The sequence below is a fragment of the Pseudomonas sp. H1_D05 genome, assembly GCF_054682705.1.
Map to the genome: position 1 here is coordinate 2,547,218 of NZ_CP162825.1, position 19,556 is coordinate 2,566,773.

The 19,556-nt window shown below is 60.6% G+C and carries 19 protein-coding genes and 1 pseudogene; 6 read left to right on the top strand and 14 right to left on the bottom strand.

Annotated features, from left to right (window positions below):
- The first annotated feature begins 31 nt into the window (after positions 1 to 31).
- Positions 32 to 910: an alpha/beta fold hydrolase gene (locus AB4O11_RS11455; protein ID WP_460130682.1), complete on the top strand. Its 879-nt coding sequence runs from the start codon at positions 32 to 34 to the stop codon at positions 908 to 910.
- A 95-nt stretch (positions 911 to 1,005) separates the two neighbouring features.
- On the opposite strand, the gene AB4O11_RS11460 is transcribed toward AB4O11_RS11455, so the two are convergent.
- Positions 1,006 to 1,893, bottom strand: coding sequence for a DMT family transporter (locus AB4O11_RS11460; RefSeq protein ID WP_093430210.1), 888 nt, complete (start codon positions 1,891 to 1,893; stop codon positions 1,006 to 1,008).
- A gap of 96 nt (positions 1,894 to 1,989) precedes the next feature.
- Between AB4O11_RS11460 and AB4O11_RS11465 the strand changes: the two genes are divergently transcribed.
- The 3 genes from AB4O11_RS11465 to AB4O11_RS11475 all read left to right on the top strand — a co-directional run bounded on the left by AB4O11_RS11465 (position 1,990) and on the right by AB4O11_RS11475 (position 4,475).
- Positions 1,990 to 2,784 (top strand): AraC family transcriptional regulator, encoded by a 795-nt coding sequence (locus tag AB4O11_RS11465; RefSeq protein ID WP_414925546.1) that lies wholly within the window; start codon positions 1,990 to 1,992, stop codon positions 2,782 to 2,784.
- Between the two features lie 63 nt (positions 2,785 to 2,847).
- Positions 2,848 to 3,153 (top strand): PsiF family protein, encoded by a 306-nt coding sequence (locus tag AB4O11_RS11470; RefSeq protein ID WP_007950613.1) that lies wholly within the window; start codon positions 2,848 to 2,850, stop codon positions 3,151 to 3,153.
- 308 nt (positions 3,154 to 3,461) lie between these two features.
- Positions 3,462 to 4,475, top strand: coding sequence for an AI-2E family transporter (locus AB4O11_RS11475; RefSeq protein ID WP_093430211.1), 1,014 nt, complete (start codon positions 3,462 to 3,464; stop codon positions 4,473 to 4,475).
- Between the two features lie 135 nt (positions 4,476 to 4,610).
- Here the strand turns inward: AB4O11_RS11475 and AB4O11_RS11480 are convergent, their stop codons facing one another.
- Entirely contained in the window at positions 4,611 to 5,885 is a 1,275-nt protein-coding gene (locus tag AB4O11_RS11480) for an Hsp70 family protein (RefSeq protein ID WP_257356919.1), read from the bottom strand.
- A gap of 292 nt (positions 5,886 to 6,177) precedes the next feature.
- On the opposite strand from AB4O11_RS11480, the pseudogene AB4O11_RS11485 reads away from it, so the two are divergent.
- Together AB4O11_RS11485 and AB4O11_RS11490 are read left to right on the top strand one after the other, a co-directional pair.
- Positions 6,178 to 7,127: pseudogene (locus AB4O11_RS11485) on the top strand (DnaJ C-terminal domain-containing protein).
- Between the two features lie 23 nt (positions 7,128 to 7,150).
- Entirely contained in the window at positions 7,151 to 7,456 is a 306-nt protein-coding gene (locus tag AB4O11_RS11490; RefSeq protein ID WP_102354351.1) for a chaperone modulator CbpM, read from the top strand.
- Between the two features lie 123 nt (positions 7,457 to 7,579).
- Here AB4O11_RS11490 and AB4O11_RS11495 read toward each other — a convergent pair whose 3' ends face one another.
- The 12 genes from AB4O11_RS11495 to urtA all read right to left on the bottom strand — a co-directional run bounded on the left by AB4O11_RS11495 (position 7,580) and on the right by urtA (position 19,440).
- Positions 7,580 to 8,707 carry a sensor histidine kinase gene (locus AB4O11_RS11495; RefSeq protein ID WP_460130685.1) on the bottom strand — a complete coding sequence of 376 codons (1,128 nt, stop codon included), beginning with the start codon at positions 8,705 to 8,707 and terminating at the stop codon, positions 7,580 to 7,582.
- 157 nt (positions 8,708 to 8,864) lie between these two features.
- A complete protein-coding gene (gene ureC / locus AB4O11_RS11500; protein WP_093430216.1) occupies positions 8,865 to 10,565 on the bottom strand; it encodes an urease subunit alpha in 1,701 nt (566 codons plus the stop codon).
- A 202-nt stretch (positions 10,566 to 10,767) separates the two neighbouring features.
- Positions 10,768 to 11,073, bottom strand: a complete 306-nt coding sequence (locus AB4O11_RS11505; protein WP_093430217.1) for an urease subunit beta — start codon at positions 11,071 to 11,073, stop codon at positions 10,768 to 10,770.
- Positions 11,073 to 11,606: an N-acetyltransferase family protein gene (locus AB4O11_RS11510; RefSeq protein WP_460130686.1), complete on the bottom strand. Its 534-nt coding sequence runs from the start codon at positions 11,604 to 11,606 to the stop codon at positions 11,073 to 11,075. The genes AB4O11_RS11505 and AB4O11_RS11510 overlap by 1 nt, the downstream gene beginning before the upstream one ends.
- Before the next feature lie 5 nt (positions 11,607 to 11,611).
- The gene (locus AB4O11_RS11515) at positions 11,612 to 12,145 is read right to left on the bottom strand and encodes a GNAT family N-acetyltransferase (RefSeq protein ID WP_099757869.1); all 534 of its coding nucleotides are present in this window, start codon (positions 12,143 to 12,145) and stop codon (positions 11,612 to 11,614) included.
- Positions 12,146 to 12,154: 9 nt separating this feature from the next.
- Positions 12,155 to 12,457, bottom strand: coding sequence for an urease subunit gamma (gene ureA / locus AB4O11_RS11520; RefSeq protein WP_007915951.1), 303 nt, complete (start codon positions 12,455 to 12,457; stop codon positions 12,155 to 12,157).
- Between the two features lie 331 nt (positions 12,458 to 12,788).
- Positions 12,789 to 13,628 carry an urease accessory protein UreD gene (locus AB4O11_RS11525; protein ID WP_116255811.1) on the bottom strand — a complete coding sequence of 280 codons (840 nt, stop codon included), beginning with the start codon at positions 13,626 to 13,628 and terminating at the stop codon, positions 12,789 to 12,791.
- 43 nt (positions 13,629 to 13,671) lie between these two features.
- A complete protein-coding gene (gene urtE, locus AB4O11_RS11530) occupies positions 13,672 to 14,370 on the bottom strand; it encodes an urea ABC transporter ATP-binding subunit UrtE (RefSeq protein ID WP_095047335.1) in 699 nt (232 codons plus the stop codon).
- 140 nt (positions 14,371 to 14,510) lie between these two features.
- Complete coding sequence (urtD, locus tag AB4O11_RS11535) at positions 14,511 to 15,380, bottom strand: urea ABC transporter ATP-binding protein UrtD (protein ID WP_093430222.1); 870 nt, start codon at positions 15,378 to 15,380, stop codon at positions 14,511 to 14,513.
- The gene (gene urtC / locus AB4O11_RS11540) at positions 15,377 to 16,456 is read right to left on the bottom strand and encodes an urea ABC transporter permease subunit UrtC (protein WP_427120573.1); all 1,080 of its coding nucleotides are present in this window, start codon (positions 16,454 to 16,456) and stop codon (positions 15,377 to 15,379) included. Before urtC ends, urtD begins: the two co-directional genes overlap by 4 nt.
- Positions 16,456 to 17,958 carry an urea ABC transporter permease subunit UrtB gene (gene urtB / locus AB4O11_RS11545; RefSeq protein ID WP_460130688.1) on the bottom strand — a complete coding sequence of 501 codons (1,503 nt, stop codon included), beginning with the start codon at positions 17,956 to 17,958 and terminating at the stop codon, positions 16,456 to 16,458. Before urtB ends, urtC begins: the two co-directional genes overlap by 1 nt.
- Before the next feature lie 216 nt (positions 17,959 to 18,174).
- Positions 18,175 to 19,440 (bottom strand): urea ABC transporter substrate-binding protein, encoded by a 1,266-nt coding sequence (gene urtA / locus AB4O11_RS11550; RefSeq protein ID WP_095047339.1) that lies wholly within the window; start codon positions 19,438 to 19,440, stop codon positions 18,175 to 18,177.
- Positions 19,441 to 19,556: the final 116 nt, after the last annotated feature.

Here is a 19,556-nt window from a genome sequence, read left to right on the forward strand (position 1 = left end):
ATCCACTCACCGACCACAAGGATGTTTGCCCATGTCAACGCGTTATCCACTGGTGCTGGTGCCCGGCATGCTCGGGTTTATCCGGCTGGCTCTCTATCCGTACTGGTACGGCATCATCAAGGCGCTGCGCCGTGGTGGGGCGACGGTGATTGCTGTACAGGTGTCGCCGCTGCATTCGACGGAGGTGCGCGGCGAGCAGTTGCTGGCGCGGATTGATGAGATTTTGCGCGAGACCGGGGCGCACAAGGTCAACCTGTTCGGCCACAGTCAGGGTTCGCTGACGGCGCGCTATGCGGCGGCGAAACGGCCGGATCTGGTGGCCTCGGTGACGTCGGTCGCCGGACCGAATCATGGCTCTGAACTGGCCGACTATCTGCAAAAACACTACCCGGCGGACAGCGCCAAGGGCCGTCTGCTTGAAGCATTGCTGCGTTTTGTCGGCTGGCTGATGGCACTGCTGGAGACCGGTTACCACGGGCCGAAACTGCCGGTGGATATTCACGCCTCGCACCAATCGCTGACGACTGAGGGTGTGGCGCTGTTCAATCAGCGTTATCCACAGGGGTTGCCTGAAACCTGGGGTGGGCACGGGCCGGAGGAGGTCAATGGTGTGCGTTATTACTCATGGTCAGGAACGTTGCAGCCGGGCAAGACTGATCGTGGCGGTAATCTGTTCGACGGCACCAATCGTAGCTGTCGCTTGTTTGCGAAAACCTTCGTGCGTGAGCCGGGGCAGTGCGACGGCATGGTCGGGCGGTACAGCTCGCATCTGGGCACGGTGATTGGCGATGACTATCCGCTGGATCACTTCGACATTGTTAACCAGTCGCTGGGTCTGGTTGGCAAGGGCGCGGATCCGGTTCGGCTGTTTGTTGAGCATGCGGCGCGGCTAAAGGCTGCCGGCGTTTAACCGCAAGACCTAGTCATCGTTCTTCGCGAGCAAGCTCGCTCCCACATTCGAATGCATTTCCCTGTGGGAGCGAGCTTGCTCGCGAAGAGGTCGGGTCAGGCAACGCTGATCCGGCGGCCCAACACGGTGGTCCAGCGCTCAGACAAAATCACCCCACCCAAGGTCAGCAACCCACCGACCAGGTGATACATCGCCAACTGCTCCTTCAACACCACTGCTGCAATCAGCGCGGTAATCAACGGCAGCAAGTTAAAGAACAACGTCGTGCGACTCGGCCCCAACCGCTGCACAGCTTGCATCCACGCCAGTGGCGCAAGCATCGACGCCAGCAGGCATGCATACAACACCAGCGGAATGTTCTGCAGGGTCAAACCGGTTTTTGGCGAGGCGGCATACAAAGGAAACAACACGACAATCGCCACCAGCACCTGCAAATACAGCAACACCAGCGGCGGCAGGCGCAGCTGCCATTTTTTCAGCAAAGTGCTGTAGATCGCATAGGCCAGGGTGGCGATCAGCATCATCGCATCACCCATGTTCACGCCGTGCTGCAGCAACGCGCCGAGGCTGCCGGACGAGACCACGACCAATACGCCGGCAAACGACAGAACCGCACCGACCAGCGCACCGGCGGTCAGGCGTTGGCCGAGACTGATGATCGCCATGGCCAGCGACATCAACGGCATCAGCGAGAGGATGATGCCCATGTTGGTCGCGGTGGTCAGGGTTGCGGCGAAGTAGGCGAGGCTCTGATAGACCGCCATGCCGAGTACGCCGAGGATGAAAATCCTGCCCAGGTTTGGACGGATTTGCGGCCAGTGCGCGATGACGGCTTTGAGCATGAATGGGGTGAACAGCAAACCGGCGAGCAGCCAGCGGTAGAAACCGATCTCGGCGGGGAAAATCGCCCCGACTGCGAGTTTGTTGATCACGGTATTGCCGGCCCAGATAAAAATCGCCAGCAGCGGAAACGCGTATTGCATGAGTCGAAACCAGTACGTTGATGAAGGGCAATTATCCCTTGTCTGGATGCAGGCCTATACTGCGAACCAGACAACCTGCCTTTGAAACCGGACAGCATGAACAGCAAACACATCGATCTGCTGGATTTCAGCGAACTGCCGTCAGCGGTGTACTTCCGCTACGCCGACTTCAATGCCCACGAATTCGCCGCCCCGCATCGGCATCCGTGGGGCACGCTTGAGTACGCCGCTCATGGCGTGCTGCACATGGACGTCGACGGCAGCCGTTTCATGTCGCCGCCGCAGTACGCGGTGTGGGTGCCGCCGCAGGTCGAGCACAGTTTCTACAGCCGTCAACCGGTCAACTATCGCGCGGTGTGCCTTGACCCCAAAGTCTGCGCCGAACTGCCCAAGCGCGCCTGTACCCTGGCGATCAGCGACATTCTCAAGGCGATTCTCAAAGACTTCGCCGCCCGCGACGTGAAGATTCCTGAGCTCGATGCCGATCAGCGTCTGGCTCAGGTTCTCGTCGATCAACTGCAACAGGCGCCAGTGCACGAATGCTATCTGCCGTACGCGAGCAGTCCGGGGTTGCTGGCGATTCTCGAAACCTTGCAGGCCGAGCCGGGCAACAATCAGCCGCTGGCGCATTGGGCGCTGCAGGTGCACGTCAGCGAACGCACGCTGGCCCGGCAATTCGTTCGGGAGCTGGGGATGAGTTTCGGCGAGTGGCGCCAGCGTCTGCGCTATCTCGCGGCAATCGAGGCGCTGGAAACTTCGCGCAGCGTGCAGGAAATCGCCTTCGATCTCGGCTACAGCAGTGGCTCGGCGTTTATCGCCATGTTCGCGCGGCAGGCCGGGTGTACGCCAGAGCAGTATCGCCGTAGCCATCTGGAAGGCAGGAAGGTGTAACAAGATTTGGCTACACTCCAGCAGAGGCCGTTCCCATCGGTGCGGCGACAAGGAGAAAACTCCATGAAGATGTTGCGTGTCCCTTTGTTGATGATTGGTTTGCTCCTGTGTTCCCAAGGTTTTGCCGCCACGGCGCAACAGAACAAGATGACCACCTGCAATGCTGATGCGACCGCCAAGAGTCTGAAAGGCGATGAGCGCAAAACCTTCATGAGCACCTGCCTTAAGGCAGCGCCAGCGGCCAACGATGCCAAGGCCCTGACCCCGCAGCAGGAGAAAATGAAAACCTGTAACGCCGACGCGAAAACCAAAGCCCTGACCGGCGATGCGCGCAAGACGTTCATGAGTGATTGCCTGAAGAAAAAATAATCCGGTTCTGTGGAGTGTCAGGGTCGACGCGTCCGCTTGAAATTTGCCCTCACCCTAACCCTCTCCCGGAGGGAGAGGGGACTGACCGCGGTGTCTCAAGAAACTCGTCGACCTGAAAAAAACCGGTCGATTATGGATTCCATGGCGCTGTCTCAGGTCACTGGATATCCAGAGCATCCCCCAATCGGTTCCCTCTCCCCCTGGGAGAGGGCTAGGGTGAGGGGACCTGAAGCACCGCATATTTCTAGTGCTCACCCCGGAACGCTGGCAGACTGCCAATCCTTTTACGCCGTTCGTTTTGAGGCTGTATGCCAACGTTTTCTGAGCGTCATGTAGTGTTCTGGGTCAGTTGCATCATCATTTTCGGCGGTTTGCTGCTGGTGCTGCCGCTGCGCTTGTTGCCGAGCCTGCTGGCCGGGCTGCTGGTATTTGAACTGGTCAACATGCTCACCCCGCAACTGCAACGGCTGATCGAAGGCCGCCGCGCGCGTTGGCTGGCGGTGGCGTTGCTGGGCACGTTAGTGGTGAGTGTGCTGGCGTTGATCTTTGCCGGCGCCATCAGCTTCTTATTGCATGAAGCGGAAAATCCCGGCGCCTCACTGGACAAGTTCATGGGCGTGGTCGACCGCGCGCGGGGGCAATTGCCGCCGTTCATCGACGCCTATCTGCCGGCCAGTGCTGCGGAATTTCGCGTAGCGATTGGCGAGTGGATGGGCAAGCACCTGTCCGACCTGCAACTGGTCGGCAAAGACGCGGCACATATGTTTGTGACGCTGCTGATCGGCATGGTGCTCGGTGCGATCATCGCCTTGCAGCGCATCCCCGACGTCACCAAGCGCAAACCGCTGGCGGCGGCCCTGTTTGATCGCTTGCACTTGCTGGTGCAGGCCTTCCGCAACATCGTCTTCGCGCAAATCAAGATTTCCCTGCTCAACACTTTCTTCACCGGGATCTTCCTCGCGGTGATCCTGCCGATGTTCGGCATCAAGTTGCCGCTGACCAAAACCCTGATCGTGCTGACCTTCCTGCTCGGCCTGCTGCCGGTGATCGGCAACCTGATGTCGAACACGCTGATCACCATCGTCGGCCTGTCGCTATCGATCTGGGTGGCGATTGCCGCGCTGGGCTATCTGATTTTTATCCACAAGCTCGAGTACTTCCTCAACGCGCGGATTGTCGGCGGGCAGATCAGTGCCAAGTCGTGGGAGTTGCTGCTGGCGATGCTGGTGTTCGAGGCCGCGTTCGGCCTGCCGGGGGTGGTGGCGGGGCCGATTTATTATGCGTACCTGAAGAGTGAGTTGAAGCTGGGCGGGATGGTCTAACCGATGAATCTGTGTCGCCTGATCTGGCGCCTTCGCGAGCAAGCTCGCTCCCACACTGAATTGCATTTCAACTGAAGAAATGCGGTCAAATGTGGGAGCGAGCTTGCTCGCGAAAGGCGCGACGCCGATTTCAGGTCAGTTCATGGCGCCATAGCGTTTCATCGCGTCAATCGCCAAACCGCTACCAATGCTGCCAAAAATATTCCCTTCGACATGCCGCGCATTCGGCAGCATCGCCGAGACGCTGTTGCGCAGTGCCGGAATGCCGCTCGAACCACCGGTGAAGAACACCGTGTCGACCTGTTCCACCGCCACACCGGCATCGTTCAACAACTGCGTAACACTGCCGCGTACCCGCTCCAGCAACGCATCGATCGCTGATTCGAACAGTACGCGCGTCAGTTCCACACTCAGCCCGGCTTCGATCCGGTCCAGCGGCACATGGCGGCTGTCGCTGTGGGTCAGCTGGATCTTGGTTTCTTCGACTTCCATCGCCAGCCAGTGCCCGGCGCGCTGTTCGATCAGCTTGAACAAGCGATCGATGCCGCCAGTGTCTTCGATGTCGTAGCGCATGCTGCCCAGCGCCAGGCTGGATTTTTGCGAGTACACCGAGTTGATGGTGTGCCAGGTCGCCAGGTTCATGTGGTGGCTGGTCGGCATGTAGGCGCCGCTCTTCATGCGGCTGCCGTAGCCGAACAGCGGCATCAGACCTTGCAGGCTCAGCTGTTTGTCGAAATCGGTCCCGCCGATGTGCACACCGCCGGTGGCGAGGATGTCATCGTGACGGTTATCCAGGCCACGACGCTCGGGCGACAGGCGCACCAGCGAGAAGTCAGAGGTACCACCGCCGATGTCGACAATCAGCACCAGCTCTTCTTTCTCGATGGTCGACTCGTAGTCGAAGGCCGCCGCAATCGGTTCGTACTGGAACGAGACCTCTTTGAAGCCGATCTTGCGCGCCACTTCGACCAGGGTGTCTTCGGCTTCCTGGTCAGCCAGTGGATCGTCATCGACGAAGAACACCGGACGGCCAAGCACCACCTGCTCGAATTCCCGACCGGCGGCGGTTTCGGCGCGGTTCTTCAACTGGCCGATGAACAGGCCGAGCAAGTCCTTGAACGGCATCGCCGTGCCGAGCACGCTGGTGTCGTGCTTGATCAGCTTGGAACCGAGCAGGCTTTTCAGCGAGCGCATCAGCCGGCCTTCGTAGCCTTCCAGGTACTCGTGCAGCGCCAGACGACCATACACCGGACGGCGTTCCTCGATGTTGAAGAAGACCACCGACGGCAGGGTGATCTTGTCGTCTTCCAGCGCGATCATCGTTTCCATCCCGGGGCGCAGCCAGCCGACGGTGGAGTTGGACGTGCCGAAGTCGATGCCGCAGGCACGGGCTGGAGAGGCGTCTTTCATGTCTTTCGGTTCCGGTCAAAAAAACGGCCGCGCAGTGTATGTCAGTGCGCGCCAGATTCGAAGGCCGGTCATCTGCTATTTCACGACTAAACTGCCTTGAAACCTCAAGCTTTGCCCCAAACTTGCTGGCATGGGCCGGCAGAACCACCGGCGGTCGCAAGAACCGCCGTCCACTGCCGATAAACTTCTGCTGCGCCACCCGGTCACAACTTTGAGATCGGTCAACCTGGCACGCGCGAATCGGCGCATGCTGGCATCGGCGCGAAATCGATAACGGACGGTGACTCCTTCGATGGACTTCAAAGACTATTACAAGATACTCGGCGTGGAGCCGACAGCAGACGACAAGGCAATCAAGGCTGCCTATCGCAAGCTGGCGCGCAAATACCACCCCGATGTCAGCAAGGAAAAAGACGCCGAGGCCAAGTTCAAAGACGCCTCGGAAGCCTATGAAGCGCTGAAAAGCGCCGACAAACGCGCCGAATACGACGAGCTGCGCCGTTATGGTCAGCACGGTCAGCCGTTCCAGGGACCACCGGGCTGGCAGAGCCGTGGCGGCTTTGGCGGCGGCGGTGGCGACACCGGTGACTTCTCGGACTTCTTCAGTTCGATCTTCGGCAATCGCGGCCCCGGTTTCGGTGGCGGCGAAGGTCGACAACAACGCAGTACCGGGCGCCGAGGGCAAGACGTGGAAATGGAACTGCCGATCTTCCTCGAGGAGACGCTGTCGAACGAGTCGAAGAAAGTCACCTTCCAGGTGCCGCAGTACAACGCCAACGGCCAGCACGTCAGTAACACCAGCAAGAGCCTGAACGTGAAGATCCCGGCGGGCGTGACCGACGGCGAGCGCATCCGCCTCAAGGGCCAGGCGCACCGGGCGTTGGTGGCGGGGCGAATGGCGATCTGTACCTGACCATTCGTTTTGCGCCACACCCGAAATTCGATGTTGAAGGCGAAAACCTCATCATCACCTTGCCGCTGGCCCCGTGGGAGCTGGCGCTGGGCACCGAAGTGGCCGTGCCGACCCTGACCGGCAAGATCAACCTCAAGGTCCCGGCCGGCAGCCAGAACGGCCAACGCATGCGCGCCAAGGGTCATGGTCTGAAAAACAAGGCCGGCGAACGCGGTTACCTGTTCGTCCAGCTCAAAGCCGTGATGCCGAAAGCTGCTGACGACGAGGTCAAGGCACTGTGGCAGGAACTGGCGAAGAAAGCCGCCTTCAACCCGCGCGAGAACTTCTGAACCCGACGACGGAGTAGCCCATCATGAGCAGCCCCCTGATCGTTCAACTGGACCTGGCAGAATTCTGTGAGGCGGCCGATCTGTCGGACGTCTACGTGATCGAAATCGTCGAACACGGCATCCTCGAACCTCAGGGTGCGCAGCCCCGGGAGTGGCGTTTCACCGACTACGAGCTGAGTCTGGCCAAACGCGCCGCGAAGCTGCGGCGTGATCTGGAGCTTGAGTGGGAGGGCGTCGCGCTGGCACTCGATCTGCTTGAAGAAGTGCAGGAGCTGCGGGCCGAGAACCGCATGTTGCGCCAGCGTTTGGGGCGGCTGGTGGTCGAGTAGTCTGCCTGATGTTTATCAGTTGCTTGATCGCGCCTCTTCGCGAGCAATCCCGCTCCCACATGTGAGCACGGTCTCCTGTGGGAGCGAGCTTGCTCGCGAAGAACGATAACGCGGTGATCCTGCTTAAACCGTTCTGGGCAACACCACGTTGAACCGCGTCCCGTCAGTATCGTTCGAGCTGACTTCGATGGTGCCGCCATGGGCACTCACCACTTCCTTGACGATAAACAGGCCCAACCCGAGGCTGGTTGACGGCTGTCCGAGTTCTTCGTCGGCGCTGCGCACCAGCGGGTCGAAAATCGTGCCGAGTGCCTCTTCGGGAATCGGTGTGCCGTAGTTGTGCACCGACAGGCAGACGTTTTCGCCCGCGCCATCGATATCGAGAGTGACATCGCGCTTTTTGGCTCCGTGCTGCAAGGCATTGCCAATCAGGTTCTGCAGTAACTGGTCGATTCGGCCGGCATCCCAGGTACCGCGCGGGTCGCCGTTAACATTGAGCTTCGGATCGCACTCCGGATTGCCGGCGCACGCCTCGGCAATCGCCGCCCGTGCGGCATCGGCCAGGTCCATTGGCGTTGGTTCGATCGGCAGGCTTCTGCCCAGTCGACTGCGCACCAGTTCCAGCAAGTCGCTGACCATCGCCGCCATGTGCCGTGCGCCACGCTTGATGTGCAGGGCGCAGGCCAGCGCATCGCCCTCGAGGCTGGATTTGCGCAGCAGCAACTCGATGGACATGCTCACCGCTTGCAGCGGCGCACGCAGGTCATGGCCGAGAATGGCGAGGAAGATGTCTCGCGAGCGATTGACCTGTTCGGCGTAGGCCGCAGTCGATTCGGCCAGTGCTTCGTCGATGGCTTCGTTGAAGCGGATCATGTCCTGAAAATAGGCCATGTCCGGGGCTTTGAGGCTGTCGACCCACAGGCGGATCACGCAAGCGCGCAGATGACGGAACTCGGAGGTCATCTGCACCAGGTCAAAACCCACGGTGTGGCGCAACTCGCCATGACTGGCGCCGGCCTCGTCCAGACTCGGGGTTTTTTCCGGGCCTTCGCCCTTGGCTTTGGCGGCCTGTTCGGCAGGGCTCTGCGGCTTGCTCATGTCGCGGGCCGCGGCCCGCAGAATGGCGCTGGCGTGATCGCGCAGAGCCGCGGAATCCAGGTAGTCGGCGGCTGGCGTGATCGTTGCGGCGAACTGTTCCCACTCATCGACGATAGGCTCGATATTCGCCAGGATGAACTCGGATAGACGCATGGGCAGTTCCTGAAAAGAGGTGGAGCGAATCGAATAGTAGTTCCTTTGGCGAGAATTACACGACTGTTTGCTTGGTGGTTTCATACCGGCACGAAAAAGGCCCCGAGACTGTGCGCAAGGCGCGGTCCCGAGGCCTTTCTACAGCGTGGCGGCTGCGTCAGAACAGGAAATACCGCTGGGCCATTGGCAGGGTTTCTGCCGGTTCACACCACAGCAGAACGCCATCCGCCTTGACCTGATAGGTCTGTGGATCGACATCGATATTCGGCAGATAGTCGTTGTGGATCAGGTCGGTTTTCTGCACATCACGGCAGCCTTTGACCACGCCGATTTTCTTCTTCAAACCCAATGTTTCAGGCAGCCCGGCTTCCTGCGCCGCCTGACTGATAAAGGTCAGGCTGGTGGCATGCAGCGAGCCGCCGTAGCTGGCGAACATCGGGCGGTAGTGCACCGGTTGCGGCGTCGGGATCGAGGCGTTGGCATCGCCCATCAGGCTCGCGGCAATCGCACCGCCCTTGAGGATCAACGTCGGTTTCACGCCGAAGAATGCCGGACGCCACAGCACCAGATCGGCCCACTTGCCGACTTCGATCGAGCCGACTTCATGGCTGATGCCATGGGTGATCGCCGGGTTGATCGTGTACTTGGCGATGTAGCGCTTGGCGCGGAAGTTGTCGTTGCCTGCGCCGTCCTGCGGCAGCGGGCCGCGCTGCTTTTTCATCTTGTCGGCGGTCTGCCAGGTGCGCGTGATGACTTCGCCGACACGGCCCATGGCCTGGCTGTCGGAGCTGATCATCGAGAACGCGCCGAGGTCGTGAAGGATGTCTTCGGCGGCAATCGTTTCGCGGCGGATCCGGCTTTCGGCGAAGGCGACGTCTTCGGCAATGCTCGGGTCGAGATGGTGGCAGACCATCAGCATGTCGAGATGTTCGTCGATGGTGTTGCGCGTGAACGGTCGGGTCGGGTTGGTCGAGCTCGGCAGCACGTTAGGGAAGCCGCAAGCCTTGATGATGTCCGGTGCGTGACCGCCACCGGCACCTTCGGTGTGATAGGTGTGAATGGTGCGGCCCTTGAACGCGCCGAGGGTGGTTTCGACGAAACCGGATTCGTTGAGGGTGTCGGTGTGGATCGCCACCTGCACGTCGAACTGATCGGCGACGCTCAGGCAGTTATCGATGCTTGCTGGCGTGGTGCCCCAGTCTTCGTGCAACTTGAGGCCGATGGCGCCGGCCTTGACCTGCTCGATCAGCGGTTCCGGCAGGCTGGCGTTGCCTTTGCCGGTGAGGCCGATGTTCATCGGGAACGCGTCAGCGGCCTGAAGCATGCGCGCCAAGTGCCACGGGCCGGAGGTGCAAGTGGTGGCGTTGGTGCCAGTGGCTGGGCCGGTGCCGCCGCCGATCATGGTGGTGACGCCGCTCATCAGTGCTTCTTCGATCTGCTGCGGGCAGATGAAATGGATGTGTGTGTCGATGCCACCCGCGGTGAGGATCATGCCTTCGCCGGCGATTACTTCGGTGCCGGCGCCAATGGCGATGGTCACGTTGGGCTGCACGTCGGGGTTGCCGGCCTTGCCGATCGCGGCGATGCGCCCGTCCTTGAGGCCGACGTCGGCTTTGACGATGCCCCAGTGGTCGATGATCAGCGCGTTGGTGATCAGCGTGTCGACCACTTCGGCAGCCAGCAACTGGCTTTGGCCCTGGCCGTCGCGGATGACTTTGCCGCCACCGAATTTCACTTCTTCGCCGTAGGTGGTGAAGTCTTGTTCGACTTCGATCCACAGCTCGGTGTCGGCCAGGCGCACCTTGTCGCCGACGGTGGGGCCGAACATGTCGGCGTAGGCTTGACGGGAAATTTTCATGCAGCGTCCTTCAGGAAAATAGTGGTGAGCCATCGACCCTCACCCTAGCCCTCTCCCAGAGGGAGAGGGGACTGTACGCGGTGGGCCGGCTATCGGTGATCGGCGCCGCAGAGGGGACTGGTCGCGGTGGGGCGGTTATCGGTGATCGGCTCCCTCTCCCTCGGGAGAGGGCTGGGGTGAGGGGCAGCGGTGCACGCAGATGTCAGAGGTCACCCATTATTCGTCCGGCAAATCCGAACACCCGCCGATGCCCGGCGTAATCGACCAGCTCAACCTCACGGCTCTGCCCCGGCTCAAAGCGCACCGCCGTGCCCGCCGGAATATTCAGGCGCATGCCACGGCTGGCGGCGCGATCGAAGGTCAGTGCGTCGTTGGTTTCAAAAAAGTGATAGTGCGAACCGACCTGAATTGGCCGGTCGCCACTGTTGGCAACTTTCAGGCTGATAGTGCGGCGGCCGACGTTGAGTTCGATGTCGCCGGGCTGGATCTGGTACTCGCCAGGAATCATCACTGGGCTCCTTGCAGAATCTTGTAATAGAGGGCGGTCGGCCGATAGGTGCCGTTCGGATCGCAGGCGTAATCAGGGATTTCGCCTGCGCGGCTGTAGCCCAACGCCTTGTAGAAATCTTCGGCGGGCGAGCCGGCCTCGGTGTCGAGGTAAAGCATGCCGCGCTTGTGTTTCGGCGCTTCGAGTTCCAACGCACTCATCAGTTGCTGGCCGAGGCCGCGACGTCGTGCGTGTTCCCGCACTAGCAGTTTCTGCACCTCGGCACGATTGAGGCCGTTGGCCTTCTGGCACAGGCCCAGTTGCACACTGGCCAGTACCTGCTCGTCCTTGACCACCACCCAAAGCAGCACGCTGCCCTTGTTGACGTTGTCCTGCACGTCATCGAAATACGCGCGCGCCTGCGCCGCATCGAGGTCGGCCATGAAGCCGACGCTGGCGCCGTAACCCACGGCATCGAGCAGCAGATCAATCAGGCCCTGACGGTAATGCGCAAAACTTTCAGCATTGACGCGGCGCAGTTGGGCGGCGTTCATCGGTGTCACTCCTTGTTGGCGTCAGGCGGTTCCGCGCCAGGGTTGAGGGTCAGCTGCATGAAGGTCAGGTCGAGCCAGCGGCCGAATTTGGTGCCGACTTGCGGCATCTGCCCGGTAATGTTGAAACCGGCGCGCTCATGCAGACGAATCGAGGCAGCGTTGCCGCTTTCTATGGCGGCGACCATCACGTGTTTGCCGCAGGTTCTGGCGCGCTCGATCAGCGCTGCCATCAATTGCGGGCCGAGGCCATTGCCACGCTGGTCGCTGCGCACATAAACCGAGTGCTCGACGGTGTGGCGAAAGCCGTCGAACGGTCGCCAGTCACCGAAGGAAGCGTAGCCGAGCACGCTGTTGTCGGCGTCGACGATCAGCAGAATCGGATAAGCCTGGGCCTGACGCGCGCTGAACCACGCCTGGCGGTTGCCGAGATCGACGGCTTGTTCATTCCAGATCGCCGTGGTGTTGAGCACGGCGTCGTTGTAGATGTCACGGATCGCCGGCAGGTCGGCGTGCAGCGCATCGCGAATGGTGTAAGTCATGGCGCGGCCTCAGACGATCGGCTGGTGGACGGTGACCAGTTTGGTGCCGTCGGGAAACGTCGCTTCAACCTGGATCTCCGGGATCATTTCCGGGATGCCTTCCATCACTTGTTCGCGGCTGAGCAGGGTGGTGCCGAAGTGCATCAGCTCGGCCACGGTCTGGCCGTCACGCGCGCCTTCGAGCAGCGCGGCGGAGATGTAGGCCATGGCTTCCGGGTAATTGAGTTTTACGCCGCGGGCCAGACGCCGCTCGGCGACGAGGCCGGCGGTGAAGATCAGCAGCTTGTCTTTTTCGCGTGGAGTCAGGTCCATTGTGGGGTTCCATCAGGGCAGATTTGTGAGGTTCTTGCGGGCGCGGGGTGCCCGTTGGAGCAACCCCTCACCCTAGCCCTCTCCCGAGGGAGAGGGGACTGATCTCGGTTGTTTTCAGTGGCCGGTTCAGTCAGCAGTATTCGTTCAGGCAGTTAAATTCATTTCAAACGACTCGGTCAGGTTCTCTCCTTCGAGGGAGAGGGGACTGATCTCGGTTGTTTTCAGTGGCCGGTTCAGTCAGCAGTATTCGCTCAGGCAGTTACATTCATTTCAAACGACTCGGTCAGGCTCCCTCTCCCTCCGGGAGAGGGCGGGGGGTGAGGGTCGCTTTTCAGGTGCTCCATATTCTTGGGGATACCGCGTCGCGACCCAGCAGGGCGGGTCTGAGCAAACGCCATAAATCGATTAGCCAGGCGCGGGCGAGCAGCGCCTCACTGGCCAGACAACGAGCCACCAAAAGCCCCGGCAACTGCGTCAGATCCCCACGCACTTCGTGGCCCAGCGAGCGGCAGCGCTCCAGCAACTCAGCATCAATCTCACCAGTGACCAACAACGTCGCAAACACCGGATGACCATCCAGCCCGATCGGCGAATCAAGCAAACCGTCGTCACCGACAATGCGCTGGCGTTCATGCCAGAGCAATCGGCCATCGCGGCGAATATCCAGATGCGCCTGAAAATGCCCACGGTCAAAACGCTCGCCACTGGCCGGGCGACCCAACGCCACCACGTCCCAATAAAACAGCCGCGCATCGCCTTCAAGATCAATCGAAGTACTCAGCTCAGCCTGCGCGGCGCTGTAGACGATGGTCTCCTGCGGCAGCCATTCCAGCGTCGCCCCGGCCGCCACTTTCAAGTCGAGCTTTTGATACGCCGGCCCACCCGCGCGGTACCACTTGGCCGCGCCGGGGCTGGTGATCTGCGCCCAGGCGTGTTGCTCGACACGTGCGCTGATATCGAGGCGATCACCGCCGGCAATCCCGCCTGGCGGGTGGACGATGATGTGCTGGCAGACCTCGGGGCCTTCGGCGTACAGGTGCTTTTGCACCCGCAGCGGACCGAGGTGCCGGCGCATGACCGGACGCGTGCAGTCACCGAAACGGGCGTAAGCGAGTTCCAGCTCGGCGTGCCAGCTCGGGGTAAACAGGGCAGGTGAAACAGTCGAATTCATGGTTTGTAATTATCGTTAGGAAGCTACAGATTAGTTCGTTGTACTAGATCGTTACCAGCCCGCGTACACCTTCGGCCTCCATATTTTCACCGCGACCTTGCTGGACGATCTCGCCCCGGGACATCACCAGGTACTGATCGGCCAGTTCTGCGGCGAAATCGTAGAACTGCTCCACCAGCAAAATCGCCATGTCACCGCGCGCCGCAAGTTTCTTGATGACCGCGCCGATCTCTTTGATCACCGAGGGTTGAATGCCTTCGGTGGGTTCGTCGAGGATCAGTAAACGTGGGCGGCTGGCCAATGCTCGCCCGATCGCTAACTGCTGTTGCTGACCGCCAGAGAGGTCACCGCCGCGACGCTGCTTCATTTGTAGCAGCACCGGAAACAGTTCGTAGATGAAACCCGGGACTTCTTTGGCTTCACTGCCGGGAAACCGCGACAAACCCATCAACAGGTTTTCTTCCACGGTCAGCCGTCCGAAGATTTCCCGGCCTTGCGGCACATAAGCGATGCCGGCGTGGACACGCTGGTGCGGCTTGAACGCGGTGATCGGTTTGCCTTCCCAGTTCACCGCACCTTCCTTGGCCGGCAGCAGGCCCATCAGGCATTTGAGCAGGGTGGTCTTGCCCACGCCGTTACGGCCAAGCAGGCAGGTGACTTCGCCGACCTTCACGTCGAAAGACAGGCCCCGGAGGATGTGGCTACCGCCGTAGTACTGGTGCAGCTTGTCGACTTGCAGCATGTTCAAATTCCTTCTGTTACACACAGAACCCTGTGGGAGCGAGCCTGCTCGCGAATGCGGACTGACATTCAACATCTTCATCGCCTGATGCACCGCTTTCGCGAGCAGGCTCGCTCCCACAGGTTTTGTATTCGCAAACCTTAGCGGCCGAGGTAGACCTCGATCACGCGCTCGTTTTCCTGCACCTGTTCCAGCGAACCTTCCGCCAACACGCTGCCCTGATGCAGCACGGTGACGTGATCGGCAATCGAGCCGACAAAGCCCATGTCATGCTCCACCACCATCAGCGAATGCTTGCCCGCCAGCGACTTGAACAGTTCAGCGGTGAACTCGGTTTCTGCATCGGTCATGCCCGCCACCGGCTCATCGAGCAGGAGCAATTGCGGGTCCTGCATCAGCAACATGCCGATCTCGAGAAACTGCTTCTGACCATGAGAGAGCAATCCGGCCGGGCGATTGACCGAGGTGGTCAGGCGAATCGTCTCCAGCACTTCGCTGATCCGGTCCTTCTGCTCGCCACTGAGGCGCGCACGCAGACTGGCCCACACCGACTTGTCGGTCTTCTGCGCCAGTTCCAGGTTTTCAAATACGCTCAGCGCCTCGAAAACGGTCGGCTTCTGGAACTTGCGGCCGATGCCGGCCTGAGCGATTTGCACTTCGCTCATCTGCGTCAGGTCGAGGGTTTCACCGAACCAGGCCTTGCCGTGACTGGGGCGAGTCTTGCCGGTGATCACGTCCATCAGCGTGGTCTTGCCCGCGCCGTTGGGGCCGATGATGCAGCGCAACTCACCGACGCCGATGTACAGATTCAGATTGTTCAGTGCGCGAAAGCCATCGAAGCTGACGCTGATGTCTTCCAGGGTCAGGATCGTGCCGTGACGGGTATCCAGACCCGGGCCGACGCGCTGGCCGAGGCCGATCGAGTCGCGACTGGTGCCCTCGTCCTTGTTCGGTTCGACGGGAAAAAAGGCCGGTTCCAACATGAATTCAGCGCTCGCCGTGACTCTCATTGTTCACCTCGTTTCTTCAGCAGACCGATCACGCCTTTGGGCAAGTACAGCGTCACGACGATGAACAACGCGCCGAGGAAGAACAGCCAGTATTCCGGGAACGCTACGGTGAACCAGCTCTTCATGCCGTTGACCACACCGGCGCCGAGCAGCGGGCCGATCAGCGTGCCGCGACCCCCGAGAGCCACCCACACGGCCGCTTCGATGGAGTTGGTCGGCGACATTTCGCTCGGATTGATGATCCCGACTTGCGGCACATACAACGCCCCGGCCAGGCCACACAACACCGCACTCAACACCCACACGAACAACTTGAAACCGCGCGGATCGTAGCCGCAGAACATCAAGCGGTTTTCTGCATCGCGCAATGCGGTCAGCACCCGGCCGAATTTGCTCTGCGCCAGGCGCCAGCCGATGAACAGGCTCGCCACCAGCAGCAACACCGTGGCCAGAAACAACACTGCACGGGTGCCCGGTTCGGTGATGCCGAAACCGAGAATCGTGCGGAAATTGGTGAAGCCGTTGTTACCGCCAAACCCGGTCTCGTTGCGGAAAAACAGGAGCATGCCGGCGAAGGTCAGGGCCTGGGTCATGATCGAGAAATACACGCCCTTGATTCGCGAACGGAAGGCGAAGAAACCGAACACCAGCGCCAGCAATCCCGGCGCCAGCACCACCAGACACATCGCCCAGAGGAAGTTGCTGGTGCCGGTCCAGTACCACGGCAGTTCGCTCCACGACAGAAAGGTCATGAACGCCGGCAGACCATCACCGGCGGCCTGACGCATCAGGTACATGCCCATCGCATAACCGCCGAGGGCGAAGAACAGACCGTGGCCCAGCGACAGCAACCCGGCGTAACCCCAAACCAGATCCAGCGCTAACGCGACGATGGCGTAGCAGAGGATTTTGCCGACCAGCGTCAGCGTGTACGCCGAGACCGACAGAGCATTTTCCGCCGGCAACAACGACAGCAGCGGCAAGGCAATCAGCAGGGCGAGGATCACCGTGCCGACCGCGATCGTGACTTTCGGTCCGGCCTTTTGTGTGGCCGTGACTAACAGAGGCTGGTTCATCAGTCGATCACCCGTCCTTTCAGTGCGAAGAGGCCTTGCGGACGTTTCTGGATAAACAGAATGATCAGCGCGAGGATCAGGATCTTGCCGAGCACCGCACCGATCTGCGGTTCGAGAATCTTGTTGGCGATACCGAGGCCGAACGCCGCGAACACGCTACCGGCCAACTGGCCGACGCCGCCGAGCACCACCACCAGGAACGAGTCAATGATGTAGCTCTGGCCGAGGTCCGGGCCGACGTTGCCGATCTGGCTCAGCGCTACGCCGCCGAGGCCGGCGATGCCCGAACCGAGGCCGAAGGCGAGCATATCGACGCGCCCGGTCGGCACGCCGCAGCAGGCGGCCATGTTGCGGTTCTGGGTGACGGCGCGAACGTTGAGGCCGAGGCGGGTCTTGTTCAGCAGCAGCCAGGTCAGCACGACGACGAACAGTGCGAACGCAATGATGACGATGCGGTTGTACGGCAGCACCAGATTCGGCAGCACTTGAATGCCACCGGACAGCCACGCCGGGTTGGCGACTTCAACGTTCTGCGCGCCGAACAACAAACGCACAAGCTGAATCAGCATCAGGCTGATGCCCCAGGTGGCGAGCAGGGTTTCCAGTGGCCGGCCGTAGAGGTGGCGAATTACCGTGCGCTCCAGGGCCATGCCGATTGCCGCCGTGACAAAAAACGCTACCGGCAGGGCGATTAGCGGGTAGAACTCGATGGCTTGCGGTGCGTAGCGCTGGAACATCAACTGCACCACGTACGTCGAGTAGGCGCCGAGCATCAGCATTTCGCCGTGGGCCATGTTGATCACGCCGAGCAGGCCGAACGTGATCGCCAGACCGAGTGCGGCCAACAGCAGGATTGAGCCGAGCGACATGCCGCTGAACGCCTGGCCGAGGATCTCGCCGATCAGCAGTTTGCGTTTGACTTGCGCGAGGCTGGTTTCGGCGGCGGTGCGTACGCCGGCATCGCTCTCGACGCCGGGTTCAAGCAAACCTTCAAGGCGTGTTCGCGCCAGTGGGTCGCCGGTTTCGCCGAGCAGGCGTACGGCGGCGAGGCGCACCGCCGGGTCGCTATCGACCAGTTGCAGATTGGCCAGCGCCAGGCTCAGAGCGGCATGGACGCTTTCGTCTTTTTCGCCAGCGAGTTGCTGGTCGAGGAATTTCAGCTGCGCGGGTTTCGCGCTTTTCTGCAATTGCTGCGCGGCAGTCAGACGGATTTTGGCGTCGGCGGCGAGCAATTGGTGGCTGGCCATGGCGGTGTCGATCAGACCTCGCAGGCGATTGTTCAGGCGCAGGGTTTTTGGCTGGCCATCGATGGTCAGTTCGCCTTGTTGCAGGGCGTTGATCAATTCGATACGGGCCGGATCGGGCTGCGCGGCCCAGGTTTCCAACAGTTTGGCTTGTTGCACGGGATTGGCCGCGACGAAGTCTTCGGCATCGCCAGCAAAGGCAGTCATCGGCAACAGCAGTGCGATGGCCAGAAACAAGCGGAATATGGCAGTGGGCATTAGTGGTGTCCTGTTCAACCGCCCCCTCACCCTAACCCTCTCCCGGAGGGAGAGGGGACTGACCGAGGTGTTTGGACGATGTGCTGCGACCTGCGAATTCGAGTCGAACTCAGGCTTTGAAAAGCATGAAGATCGGCTCCCTTTCCCCCTCTCCCTGAGGGAGAGGGCTGGGGTGAGGGGGGAAATCTAAAGCCCACCTCAAAAACTGAATCCGCCTCAGTTGCTCTTCACCGCATAATCCGGCTTCTTGTCGTTGCCCTGAATGAACGGGCTCCACGGTTGCGCGCGGATCGGTCCTTCGGTCTGCCACACGACGTTGAACTGACCGTCGCTCTGGATCTCGCCGATCATCACCGGTTTGTGCAAATGGTGGTTGGTCTTGTCCATGGTCAGCGTGTAGCCGGACGGCGCGGCGAAAGTCTGGCCGGCGAGGGCTTCGCGGACTTTGTCGACGTCAGTGGATTTGGCTTTCTCGACCGCCTGCGCCCACATGTGGATGCCGACGTAAGTGGCTTCCATCGGGTCGTTGGTCACGGCTTTGTCGGCACCCGGCAGGTTGTGTTTCTTCGCGTAAGCCTTCCAGTCATCGACGAACTTCTTGTTCACCGGATTCTCTACGGACTCGAAGTAGTTCCACGCCGCGAGGTTGCCCACCAGTGGTTTGGTGTCGATGCCGCGCAGTTCTTCTTCACCGACCGAGAACGCTACAACCGGCACGTCAGTAGCTTTCAGACCCTGGTTGGCCAGTTCTTTATAGAACGGCACGTTGGAGTCGCCGTTGACCGTCGAGATGACCGCAGTCTTGCCACCGGCGGAGAATTTTTTGATGTTGGCGACGATGGTTTGATAGTCGCTGTGACCGAACGGCGTGTAGACCTCTTCGATGTCCTTGTCGGCCACGCCTTTGGAGTGCAGGAACGAGCGCAGGATCTTGTTGGTGGTGCGCGGGTAGACGTAGTCGGTGCCGAGCAGGAAGTAGCGCTTGGCGCTGCCGCCTTCTTCGCTCATCAAATATTCAACCGCCGGGATCGCTTGCTGGTTCGGCGCGGCGCCGGTGTAGAAGACGTTCGGCGACATCTCTTCGCCTTCGTATTGCACCGGGTAGAACAGCAGGCCGTTGAGCTCTTCGAACACCGGCAACACCGATTTACGCGACACCGAAGTCCAGCAGCCGAACACCACGGCGACCTTGTCCTGGGTCAGCAACTGTCGGCCCTTTTCGGCGAACAGCGGCCAGTTGGATGCAGGGTCAACCACCACTGGCTCAAGCATCTTGCCGTTCACACCGCCCTTGGCGTTGATTTCGTCGATGGTCATCAGCGCCATGTCTTTGAGCGACGTTTCGGAGATCGCCATGGTGCCGGACAACGAATGCAGAATCCCCACCTTGATGGTCTCGGCGGCCTGGACAGTCCAGGTCATGCCCATCGCGGCAATGGATGCCGTGAGTGTGAAAGCCTTGATCAAACTGCGACGCTTCATTGTGCGATCTCCATGAACATTTAATTTTTCTGGTTGGCAGATGCGGACGACTGAAGGTGTGTTTTGCAAGGGCTGTGCCCGGTCGGGATCGGGCAGGAAAATGTCGTGTCAGAGCG

Excerpts from the sequence above, each read along its gene's own strand:
- AB4O11_RS11455 (WP_460130682.1), top strand. The coding sequence starts at position 32 with ATGTCAACGCGTTATCCACTGGTGCTGGTGCCCGGCATGCTCGGGTTT.
- AB4O11_RS11460 (WP_093430210.1), bottom strand. The coding sequence starts at position 1,893 with ATGCAATACGCGTTTCCGCTGCTGGCGATTTTTATCTGGGCCGGCAAT.
- AB4O11_RS11465 (WP_414925546.1), top strand. The coding sequence starts at position 1,990 with ATGAACAGCAAACACATCGATCTGCTGGATTTCAGCGAACTGCCGTCA.
- AB4O11_RS11470 (WP_007950613.1), top strand. The coding sequence starts at position 2,848 with ATGAAGATGTTGCGTGTCCCTTTGTTGATGATTGGTTTGCTCCTGTGT.
- AB4O11_RS11475 (WP_093430211.1), top strand. The coding sequence starts at position 3,462 with ATGCCAACGTTTTCTGAGCGTCATGTAGTGTTCTGGGTCAGTTGCATC.
- AB4O11_RS11480 (WP_257356919.1), bottom strand. The coding sequence starts at position 5,885 with ATGAAAGACGCCTCTCCAGCCCGTGCCTGCGGCATCGACTTCGGCACG.
- AB4O11_RS11490 (WP_102354351.1), top strand. The coding sequence starts at position 7,151 with ATGAGCAGCCCCCTGATCGTTCAACTGGACCTGGCAGAATTCTGTGAG.
- AB4O11_RS11495 (WP_460130685.1), bottom strand. The coding sequence starts at position 8,707 with ATGCGTCTATCCGAGTTCATCCTGGCGAATATCGAGCCTATCGTCGAT.
- ureC (WP_093430216.1), bottom strand. The coding sequence starts at position 10,565 with ATGAAAATTTCCCGTCAAGCCTACGCCGACATGTTCGGCCCCACCGTC.
- AB4O11_RS11505 (WP_093430217.1), bottom strand. The coding sequence starts at position 11,073 with ATGATTCCTGGCGAGTACCAGATCCAGCCCGGCGACATCGAACTCAAC.
- AB4O11_RS11510 (WP_460130686.1), bottom strand. The coding sequence starts at position 11,606 with ATGAACGCCGCCCAACTGCGCCGCGTCAATGCTGAAAGTTTTGCGCAT.
- AB4O11_RS11515 (WP_099757869.1), bottom strand. The coding sequence starts at position 12,145 with ATGACTTACACCATTCGCGATGCGCTGCACGCCGACCTGCCGGCGATC.
- ureA (WP_007915951.1), bottom strand. The coding sequence starts at position 12,457 with ATGGACCTGACTCCACGCGAAAAAGACAAGCTGCTGATCTTCACCGCC.
- AB4O11_RS11525 (WP_116255811.1), bottom strand. The coding sequence starts at position 13,628 with ATGAATTCGACTGTTTCACCTGCCCTGTTTACCCCGAGCTGGCACGCC.
- urtE (WP_095047335.1), bottom strand. The coding sequence starts at position 14,370 with ATGCTGCAAGTCGACAAGCTGCACCAGTACTACGGCGGTAGCCACATC.
- urtD (WP_093430222.1), bottom strand. The coding sequence starts at position 15,380 with ATGAGAGTCACGGCGAGCGCTGAATTCATGTTGGAACCGGCCTTTTTT.
- urtC (WP_427120573.1), bottom strand. The coding sequence starts at position 16,456 with ATGAACCAGCCTCTGTTAGTCACGGCCACACAAAAGGCCGGACCGAAA.
- urtB (WP_460130688.1), bottom strand. The coding sequence starts at position 17,958 with ATGCCCACTGCCATATTCCGCTTGTTTCTGGCCATCGCACTGCTGTTG.
- urtA (WP_095047339.1), bottom strand. The coding sequence starts at position 19,440 with ATGAAGCGTCGCAGTTTGATCAAGGCTTTCACACTCACGGCATCCATT.